This is a genomic window from Paenibacillus riograndensis SBR5, from assembly GCF_000981585.1.
GTDB classification, from domain to species: Bacteria; Bacillota; Bacilli; order Paenibacillales; family Paenibacillaceae; genus Paenibacillus_AQ; species Paenibacillus_AQ riograndensis.
Genome location: NZ_LN831776.1, coordinates 1 through 10,000, shown reverse-complemented (window position 1 = coordinate 10,000; position 10,000 = coordinate 1). Strand labels below are relative to the sequence as shown.

Genomic DNA, 10,000 nt, shown 5'->3' with positions numbered 1-10,000 from the left:
TTCACGGATGTTAATCAGCTTAACCCCTTGAGCATAACGTCCCATGGTAGAAATACCATCCATACTGGTACGGATCAGGGTACCGCTCGTTGTAATGATCATGAGGTCCTCGTCTTTTTTGACAACCTTCAGCCCGACTACAGGACCATTCTTGTCGGTAAGGTTAATGGTCTTGATTCCTTTGCCGCCACGGGTCTGGGAACGATAGTCCAGGGCAGGGGTACGCTTGCCGTAACCCTTGGAGGTTACAATCAGTACCTCCAGCTCCTTGTCTACACAATCCATCCCAATAACATGGTCATTGTCATCAAGTGTGATACCTTTAACGCCGGTTGCGCTGCGTCCCATGGAACGGACATCATTCTCTGAGAACGTAATCGACATCCCGCGTGCAGTACCGATAATCAGGTTTTGCTCGCCATCCGTCAGCTTAACCTCGATTAGAGAGTCTTCCTCACGGAGATTGATCGCAATCAATCCGCCTTTGCGGATATTGTTATAATCCTCCAGAGGTGTCTTCTTGACGATCCCTTCACGGGTCGCAAAGAAGAGGTATTTATCGCTGTCGGCATCTTCCACCTGGATTACAGCACTAATCTTCTCACCTTGTTCGATCTGAATCAGGTTGATGATTGGTGTCCCACGCGCAGTCCGTCCAAGCTCCGGAATCTCATAAGCCTTGATCCGGTATACCTTGCCCTTATCGGTAAAGAACATCAGGTAATTGTGGGAGTTGCTCACAAAGAGATGTTCCACGAAGTCCTGGTCTTTGGTATCCATCCCCATAACACCGCGGCCTCCACGCTTCTGGCTGCGATAGGTACTGACCGGCAGACGCTTAATGTATCCGGTATGCGTAATAGTGATGACAACCTCTTCACGCGGAATCAGATCCTCATCAAGGATGCTTTCTTCCCCAATCGTGATTTCTGTACGACGGTCATCAGAATACCTGTCACGGATTTCCTGGAGCTCGTTGCTGATAATCTCCAGTACCAGATGCTCATTAGCCAGGATCTCACGGTATTCAGCAATCTTAGCCAATAGCTCATTATATTCGTTCTCGATTTTTTCACGTTCCAGGCCGGTTAGACGCTGCATCCGCATATCCAGGATGGCTTGTGCCTGCTCTACGCTGAGGCTGAATGTGCTCATCAAGCCATCCCGCGCAATATCAGTCGTACGGGAAGCGCGGATCAAGGCAATAACCTCATCCAGATGATCCAGTGCGATACGCAATCCTTCCAGAATATGCGCCCGCGCTTCAGCTTTTTTGAGATCGAAAATCGTCCGGCGCCGGATAACTTCAATCTGATGCTGCAAGTAATGGTACAGTACATCCCGGAGATTAAGAATCTTCGGTTCGTTATTAACGATAGCAAGCATGTTGATACCAAATGTAGACTGCATCGACGTATGCTTGTAAAGATTATTCAGCACCACATTCGGGTTCACATCACGTCTCATCTCAACAACTACACGCATACCATTGCGGTCCGATTCATCCCGAAGATCTGTAATGCCTTCAATCCGTTTCTCACGCACTAATTCGGCGATCTTCTCAACCAGTCTGGCTTTGTTGACCTGGTAGGGCAGCTCACTTACAATGATCCGCGCTTTGCCGTTATTTTCTTCGATATCCGCTTTGGCTCGCATAGTTACCGATCCGCGGCCAGTACGGTAAGCTTGACGGATGCCCTCACGGCCTAAAATGTAACCAGCCGTCGGAAAATCCGGGCCTTGAATATATTCCATGAGTTCCATGGGTGTAATGTCAGGATTCTTGATCATCGCCTGTACACCGTCAATAACCTCTCCCAGATTATGAGGAGGAATATTGGTAGCCATACCGACAGCGATACCAGATACCCCGTTAACAAGCAGGTTCGGATAGCGGGCAGGCAATACTACGGGCTCATTCTCTTCACCATCATAGTTGGGTGCGAAATCAACCGTCTCTTTGTTCAGATCGCGTAGCATTTCTCCGGCAATTTTGGAGAGCCGGGCTTCGGTGTACCGCATGGCTGCAGCCATGTCGCCGTCAATAGAGCCAAAGTTCCCGTGGCCATCGACGAGCATATACCGCATTGAGAAATCCTGCGCCATCCGGACCATCGTTTCATAAACAGCAGAGTCCCCGTGAGGATGATACTTACCGATAACCTCACCGACGATTCTTGCTGATTTCTTATGAGGTTTATCGGCAAACATTCCAAGTTCCGACATCGCAAACAAAATGCGTCGGTGGACAGGCTTAAGTCCGTCCCGCACATCCGGCAAAGCCCGGCTTACAATGATGCTCATCGCGTAATCCATAAAGGATTCGCGCATTTCCTCACCAATGTCCCGATCTTTGACTTGCGGGTTATTTTGTTCAGCCATGAGTTGCTGGACCTCCTTCAGTTAAAAACCGCTACCCTTAATTATATTACTTTCACAAAAGCAGCACAATTAAACATGATAGCCTTTTATCTTCTATAATGATTTTCTTTGGCGGGATACGGATAGACGCCCGCTCCGCCATTGCCTTCAGCACATAGAATGTAAAGACAAGAAGAAAGGCTTATAACTCTTATTTTGTCCCAAAAGACATAGCCCCATATCCTTATATTATAACATTGTTTGGGTTGCTTGTCCTGAAATTTCAGCTGCCAATGCCTGACTCTATGAATATGAATTGGATGTTACTGCTCGTAATACTTTGAAGGAGGCAGGTCATGAAGATTCAGCGGGTGTCCAGTAAATGGGCCAAGACGAAAGTCATTTTACCAAACCGTCAGCTGGCTGTATATATTCCCGAAACACGAAAATACAGCCTGGAGGCGTTAGTAGAACTGCTTGGGATTTACGGAACGGTATATATTAAGCCAGATCGCGGGACTTTTGGCAGCGGGGTAATGAGGGCAGAACAGCGTACGGTTCATTTAAGCCCCAGTGACCGTCAACCGGGGAGCAGTGACCGCGCTTTAACCCATGGGATCGTGGAGAGTGAAGCAGTTGTTGAACAAAAGGTAATGTATATTCTGCGCTATGCAAAAGATGCAGAGGCCTTCTCCTCACCACAGGAGCTGCATGCAGCTTTGCTGCTGCGGATTAAAGGACGTACGTATTTGATTCAGCAGGGTATTGATCTGCTCTGTCATCAGGACCGGCCTTTCGATCTGCGGGTACTTACGCAAAAAAACCTTTCAGGAGCATGGGAAACCACGGGGATGCTGGGCAGAGTGGCCGCTCCACAAAAAGTTGTCACTAACTACCACAGTGGGGGCAGCATTTATACCGTTCGCAATCTGCTAAAAACGCATATGATTCCAGATGAAATGAATGCGACCATTCAGAAATTGAAATTAATGGGCGTTAAAATTGCTGCACAGCTAGAAACCGCCTATCCGGGTCTTAAAGAGATTGGACTTGATGTAGCTATAGATTCGCATCATGATCTTTGGCTGCTGGAGGTTAACACACTTCCATCCATTATTGTATTCAGCAGCTTTCAGAATAAGTCTAATTACCGCAAGATCCGCAGTTATGCCCGGGCTTACGGTAGATTAAAAAAAGCCCGCTCCACCTCAGTCCGTCGGCACAAACGGGTTAAAAGACATTAAAAAAGAACCTCCGCTCTCTTATTTATCACAATAGAGAAAACGGAGGTTCATTACAACAAACTGCCATGTATTAAATATCCAGGTTGCGCACGGATTGTGCATGCTCCTGAATAAATTCCCGCCGGGGTTCAACATTGTCGCCCATCAGCGTATCAAAGATTCCGTCAGCGAGAATCGCATCCTCGATGGTGACCTGCAGCATCATACGGCTCTCAGGGTCCATAGTCGTATCCCATAGCTGTGCCGCATTCATTTCCCCAAGACCTTTATACCGTTGAACGTTGACTTTAACATTCTCGCCGAAGCTGGCAATAATCTCATCACGTTCCTTCTCGGTCTGAGCATAGCGGACGACCTTATTGCGCTCGATCTTAAACAGCGGCGGCTGGGCGATGTAAATATAGCCCGCTTCGATAATCTTCCGCATGTAGCGGTAGAAGAAGGTCAGCAGCAGTGTTCTGATATGGGCACCGTCGACATCCGCATCGGTCATGATAACAACCTTATGGTAACGGGCTTTGGACAGATCGAAATCATCACTGATGCCGGTTCCCAGAGCAGTGATAATCGCCCGGATTTCGGCATTGGACAATATACGGTCAAGCCGCGCTTTTTCAACGTTCAGGATCTTGCCTCGCAGCGGCAGAATTGCCTGGAAATGACGGTCACGGCCCTGCTTGGCAGAACCGCCTGCGGAGTCCCCTTCGACGATGTACAGCTCGCTGATGGAGGCATCCTTGGAGGAGCAGTCAGCCAGCTTCCCCGGCAGGGCGCTTACTTCAAGTGCACTTTTGCGGCGGGTCAGTTCACGGGCCTTGCGGGCCGCTTCACGGGCACGGGAAGCCTGCATGGATTTCTCCAGCACACGCCGGGACACCGCCGGATTCTCTTCCAGGAACTCCTGCAGCTTCTCTCCGAATAGAGATTCTACAACACCACGGACTTCACTGTTGCCCAGCTTGGTTTTGGTTTGGCCTTCAAATTGCGGCTCAGGAATCTTAACGGAAATAATCGCCGTCAGCCCTTCACGCACATCATCACCAGTAAGGTTGGAGCTGCTGTCCTTAATGACTCCTGTTTTACGTGCATAGTCATTGATGATCCGCGTTAATGCGCTTTTGAAGCCGGATTCATGGGTCCCGCCCTCATGGGTATTAATATTATTGGCAAAAGAGTAGATGTTCTCTGTATAGGAATCGTTATACTGCAGAGCAACTTCCACCGCAATCATATCACGGGAACCTTCTACGTAGATGGGTTCTTCGTGCAGCGCTTCTTTTTTCTCGTTCAGGTATTTTACATACTCAACGATACCGCCCTCGTATTTGAAAACATTCGACACACCGGTGCGTTCATCCAGCAGCGAAAGCTCAATGCCCTTGTTAAGAAAGGCTAATTCGCGAATGCGTGTAAGCAATGTCGTATATTCAAACACTGTCGTTTCGGTGAATATCTCCGGATCCGGAAGAAAGGTTGTGGTTGTCCCTGTCTCATCGGTATCCCCAACGATCTTGATATCATACTGCGGCGCACCGCGTCTATATTCCTGCTGGTAGATGTGGCCGTCACGCTTGACGTTCACAACAACCTTCTCGGACAAGGCATTTACGACGGAGATCCCTACACCGTGCAAACCGCCTGATACTTTATATCCGCCGCCGCCGAATTTTCCCCCTGCATGAAGGACCGTCATGACGACTTCGAGCGTCGACTTCTTCAGCTTCACATTCTCGCCGACAGGGATACCCCGTCCATTATCAATTACTGTAACACTGTTATCTTCATGAATCTTCACTTGAATCCGGTCGCAATAGCCTGCCAGCGCCTCATCGATACTGTTATCGACAACCTCCCAGACCAAATGATGCAGACCTTTGGCGCTGGTAGAACCGATGTACATGCCGGGACGTTTCCGAACTGCCTCCAGCCCTTCCAGTACCTGAATCTGGCTCTCATCATATGTCGGTTGATTCATTGACATGCCTTCACCTACTTCTTTCAGATTATCTCTTGTAACTCACACAACGTTATATTTCCAACAAGATTTTGGCTCTTTTTTTGAGAGTGGAGGAGGAGATAGGGGAATAATATACAGTATTTTTGGTTACGACAATGGACTTCGCTTCCTCTTCACCGATTCGTTCCAGTTTCTTGTCCTGCTCGGAATGAACAATGAACTGCTTCGATACCTTGGAGGACTTCTCAATCGAGATATCAAAAATAGCGATTAACTCTGAGGATCGAATAATCTTTTCCCCGCCCAAATGAATATACATGGTCTTCCTCCGCTCTTTAGATCTCCACTTTGCCGTCATGCACATGATATAGGCTTGCGCCTTTTAATCTATCGGCACTCAGACTTTCAATCCCGGTGGCGGTAATAAAAGTCTGTACCTTGCTTTGAAAGGTTTCGATAAGCTGGGTCTGACGGTAGGGATCAAGTTCGGACAAAACATCATCAAGAAGCAGCACAGGATATTCTCCGATCTCTTCATGGATCAGCTCGATTTCCGCCAGCTTGAGCGATAAAGCTGCCGTGCGTTGCTGCCCCTGGGAGCCGTAGACCTGAGCTTCTCTTCCGTTGATAAAAAAGGACAGGTCATCCCTATGGGGACCCGTCAGCGTCATGCCGCGCCTGATTTCCTGATCTCTCGTTTGTGATAACTTTAACATAAAATTGTCTAATAAGACAGCTTCATCTTCCATTTCACGCTCACCAAAAGAAGGAACATACAATAGTTTCAGCTCTTCTCCGCCGTTTGTAATGCCACGATGAATGCTTTCTGCCCATATTTGCAGCTTCTTTATGAATTCTTTCCTTTTTTTGACGATTTTAACACCATGTTCTACAAGTTGGGCATCCCATATCTCCAAAAGCTCTTTGCCGGCAGCCTCTTTGCCCCATAGCTGTTTTAGCAAATTGCCCCTTTGGAGCAGGACTTTCTGATATTGCTGCAGATGAAACAGATAGCTCGGCTGCACCTGGCCAATCTCCATATCAAGGAATCGGCGTCTTATGCCAGGGGTCCCTTTGACAATCTCCAAATCCTCCGGAGCGAACATGACGACATTTAAAGAACCGACGAACTCGCTGAGCCTGCGCTGCTCCAGTCCATTGATTTTGGCTTTTTTGCCCTGGGCGGATAAGGTCAGCTCCAGCTTCAGATCACCGTATTTCCGCTCCACCTCAGCCACGATCTGTGCAGAGCCTGCCGGGGCATCGAAGGAAATAAGCTCCTTATCCTTGGAGGTGCGGTGACTCTTAGTCATTGCCAGAACGAACAAAGCCTCCATAAGGTTGGTTTTGCCCTGGGCATTCTGACCGAGGATCAGATTCACATCGCCCAGGCTCTCCAGACGCAGCAGCCCGTAATTGCGGTAATACTGCAGACCGATATTTTTGACAAACACGAAGCTGAGCCTCCCCGAGTGTTATTCTTTTATTCCGCCGCCTTCAACCTCGAAAACGCCGTTATCCTGAACCTTTACTTTATCACCCGGGTACAGCTTTCTTCCACGACGATCTTCCTTTTCCCCGTTGACCTGCACATATCCTTCCTGCAGCAAGGCTTTGGCCATCCCGCCTGTGGATACACAATCGGAGAGCTTCAAAAACTGGTCGAGCTTAATATATTCACTGTGGATAAGTATTTTTTTCATGAATTTCGTCCTTTCAGCCACTTATCCACATGTGGATGGACAGCGGCATTAATTGGTTGTCCGGTATGGGAGAATAACGTACAGGCTGCGGCTTTCATCCAGCGGCTTCAGAATGATCGGGCTCATCATTCCGGTGAAAGCAATGACGAGCTGTTCACTTTCTACAACCTTGAGCACATCCAGCATATACTTCGAGTTGAAGGAGATTTTCAGCGGCTCGCCTTTAAAATCAATAACCTCCAGCTCTTCCCGGACCTTCCCAAGTTCTGAGGAGCTGGATGAAATCTCAACATCGCCGTTTTCCAGCGTCTGCATGCGTACGATATTCGTTTTTTCTTCGCGCGACAGCAAATAAGCACGGTCAATCGATTCGCTGAGTTTTTTTGTATCCAAAGTTAGTTCTGTTTTGTAGGCAGTCGGAATAATCCTAGAAGTATCCGGATAAATCCCGTCCAGGATCCGTGTATAGAACAGAACCTTGTCGATTTTGAACAGCACCTGGTTATCGGCGACGACAATATCCACCAGCATATTCTGGTCGGGAATGATTTTACTCAATTCGTTCAGTGTTTTGCCCGCAATGACCACATTGGCAAATTGGACACTTTCCGTGCCTTCCAGATGCGCAGCTCTTGTGGCCAGACGGTGGCGGTCAGTGGCCGTAAATTTGAATTCATTATCGCTAAGATTCCACAGAATCCCTGTCAGGATAGGGGTCGTCTCCTGGGTAGAGATAGAGAAGGCGGTTTGTTTGATCATATTTTTCAGCAGATCGCCCGGCAAAGAGACCGTATCATTCTCTTCGATGCTGGGCAGTACAGGGAATTCCTCGGGATCTAGGCCGACGATTTGAATCTCAGTAGAACCGGAAGAGATATAGGTTTGGAAGCCTTCCTTGACTTCCATGTGAATTTCTTTGGAGGGAAGCTTTTTGATGATCTCCACGAAAAACTTGGCTGGAAGCACAACACTTCCGGGCTGCTCGACTTTTACGATCGTCTGGCTGTCATCTTCTGCTGGAATAAAGGATTGGATGGAGATATCCGTGTCACTGGCAGTCAGGGTAACTCCCTGATGGCTGACTTCGAACTTAATACCAGTCAGAATCGGGATGGTAGTTCTGCTGGAGATTGCCTTGGATACGTGACCTATCGATTCGTTGAGCTCATTTTTAAGAATGCTTATTTTCATGATTTCACTCCTAGCTGAAAAATTGGGAAACCGGTGTTGGTTTGTTCACTTCGAAACGCGGCTCTTAGATGATGAATTATTATAGTTATTTAATAGTATTAGTAGTAGGGGCCCGGTTTATGTGGATAACCCGGAAAACAGCATAAAATTAAGCCTACCCACATGTGTATAGATTGTGTATAGGCTCTTTGTTCCTCTTAGGAAGGATTTTTAATTTTCTCCGCAAGATTATTTACCACTTTGTACAACTCCTGGTCTACCTTTAATGACTGTGTAATCTTCTCATGGGCATGGATAACGGTTGTATGGTCCCGTCCTCCGAACGCCTCTCCAATCTTCGGCAGCGAATAATCCGTTAACTCGCGGGAGAGATACATGGCGATTTGCCGGGGAAAAGCTACAGCCTTGGTGCGTTTGCGCGCCTTGAAGTCTTCCATGCGCAAATTGTAATATTCTCCGACTTTTTGCTGAATATCACCTATGGTAATCATCTTCGGCCGGCTGGAAGGAATAATGTCCTTAAGTGCCTCGGCGGCCAGATGGGTCGTTACATCCTGGTTGGTCAGGGAAGAGTAGGCAACTACCCGGATTAGAGCACCTTCCAGCTCACGGATGTTCGTATCGATCTGATTGGCAATGTACATCATTGCTTCATTCGGAATGTCGAGGTTCTCCGCTTTGGCTTTTTTGCGCAGAATGGCAATTCGTGTCTCCAGATCCGGCGGTTGAATATCGGTGATGAGTCCCCATTCAAACCGGGAGCGCAGCCGTTCTTCCAATGTGGGAATTTCCTTTGGGGGACGGTCGCTCGAGATAATAATTTGCTTGCGCTCTTCATGCAAAGCGTTGAACGTATGGAAAAATTCCTCCTGTGTTGACTCCTTGCCGGCGAGGAATTGAATGTCGTCAATGAGCAATATGTCAACATTGCGGTACTTGTTGCGGAAGCTTTCACCGCGGTTGTCACGGATGGAGTTGATGAACTCATTCGTAAACTTCTCGGACGAGATGTAAATGACCTTATTATTAGGGTTGTGCTCCAGCACATAATGTCCGATCGCGTGCATCAAATGAGTTTTGCCTAATCCTACGCCACCGTATAAAAACAGAGGGTTATAAGCCTTTGCCGGCGCTTCTGCCACAGCCAGTGAGGCTGCATGCGCAAAACGGTTGCCGGAACCGATGACGAACGTATCGAAAGTGTACTTGGGATTGAGCAAATGGGTCTGCGCTTCTTCACGCGATACCGCTGGGGAAGGGGCCGTTTGCTGCACGACCGGCTCGGCCGGCTTATTCTCCTCAATCACAAACTTGACCTCAACTTGCTCTCCGGTCACTTCATAAACCGTAGCTCCTACCAATTTGGTATAACGACTTTCCAGCCATTCTACAGCAAAGGTTGTAGGCGCCGAGATAATCAGGGCCTGGGGGCTGAAGGTAAGCGCCTTCGTTGCTTTAAACCAGGTATCAAAGCTCGGCTTGCTTAATTTGGTTTGAATAATCGATAAAATTTGCTGCCATAATTCGGAAGTATGGCTGTCCAC

8 protein-coding genes (1 of these 8 cut by a window edge) are annotated in these 10,000 nt (G+C 48.0%); 1 reads left to right on the top strand and 7 read right to left on the bottom strand.

Going from position 1 to position 10,000, the window contains the following annotated elements:
- On the bottom strand, positions 1–2,382 hold the 5' portion of the coding sequence (gene gyrA, locus PRIO_RS00040; protein ID WP_020425570.1) for a DNA gyrase subunit A. Its footprint begins 165 nt before the window's first position; the window shows 2,382 of its 2,547 coding nt (coding positions 1–2,382); its start codon is at positions 2,380–2,382; the stop codon falls past the left edge of the window.
- 335 nt (positions 2,383–2,717) lie between these two features.
- On the opposite strand from gyrA, the gene PRIO_RS00035 reads away from it, so the two are divergent.
- A complete protein-coding gene (locus PRIO_RS00035; protein WP_020425571.1) occupies positions 2,718–3,605 on the top strand; it encodes a YheC/YheD family protein in 888 nt (295 codons plus the stop codon).
- A gap of 70 nt (positions 3,606–3,675) precedes the next feature.
- Here the strand turns inward: PRIO_RS00035 and gyrB are convergent, their stop codons facing one another.
- The 6 genes from gyrB to dnaA all read right to left on the bottom strand — a co-directional run bounded on the left by gyrB (position 3,676) and on the right by dnaA (position 10,000).
- Positions 3,676–5,586 (bottom strand): DNA topoisomerase (ATP-hydrolyzing) subunit B, encoded by a 1,911-nt coding sequence (gene gyrB / locus PRIO_RS00030; protein WP_039785024.1) that lies wholly within the window; start codon positions 5,584–5,586, stop codon positions 3,676–3,678.
- A gap of 46 nt (positions 5,587–5,632) precedes the next feature.
- The gene (remB, locus tag PRIO_RS00025; protein ID WP_020425573.1) at positions 5,633–5,881 is read right to left on the bottom strand and encodes an extracellular matrix regulator RemB; all 249 of its coding nucleotides are present in this window, start codon (positions 5,879–5,881) and stop codon (positions 5,633–5,635) included.
- Positions 5,882–5,897: 16 nt separating this feature from the next.
- A complete protein-coding gene (recF, locus tag PRIO_RS00020) occupies positions 5,898–7,016 on the bottom strand; it encodes a DNA replication/repair protein RecF (RefSeq protein WP_039833116.1) in 1,119 nt (372 codons plus the stop codon).
- Positions 7,017–7,037: 21 nt separating this feature from the next.
- The gene (gene yaaA, locus PRIO_RS00015) at positions 7,038–7,265 is read right to left on the bottom strand and encodes a S4 domain-containing protein YaaA (RefSeq protein WP_020425734.1); all 228 of its coding nucleotides are present in this window, start codon (positions 7,263–7,265) and stop codon (positions 7,038–7,040) included.
- Positions 7,266–7,313: 48 nt separating this feature from the next.
- Positions 7,314–8,456: a DNA polymerase III subunit beta gene (dnaN, locus tag PRIO_RS00010; protein WP_020425733.1), complete on the bottom strand. Its 1,143-nt coding sequence runs from the start codon at positions 8,454–8,456 to the stop codon at positions 7,314–7,316.
- A 197-nt stretch (positions 8,457–8,653) separates the two neighbouring features.
- Positions 8,654–10,000, bottom strand: a complete 1,347-nt coding sequence (gene dnaA, locus PRIO_RS00005; protein WP_020425732.1) for a chromosomal replication initiator protein DnaA — start codon at positions 9,998–10,000, stop codon at positions 8,654–8,656.

Excerpts from the sequence above, each read along its gene's own strand:
- PRIO_RS00035 (WP_020425571.1), top strand. The coding sequence starts at position 2,718 with ATGAAGATTCAGCGGGTGTCCAGTAAATGGGCCAAGACGAAAGTCATT.
- gyrB (WP_039785024.1), bottom strand. The coding sequence starts at position 5,586 with ATGTCAATGAATCAACCGACATATGATGAGAGCCAGATTCAGGTACTG.
- remB (WP_020425573.1), bottom strand. The coding sequence starts at position 5,881 with ATGTATATTCATTTGGGCGGGGAAAAGATTATTCGATCCTCAGAGTTA.
- yaaA (WP_020425734.1), bottom strand. The coding sequence starts at position 7,265 with ATGAAAAAAATACTTATCCACAGTGAATATATTAAGCTCGACCAGTTT.
- dnaN (WP_020425733.1), bottom strand. The coding sequence starts at position 8,456 with ATGAAAATAAGCATTCTTAAAAATGAGCTCAACGAATCGATAGGTCAC.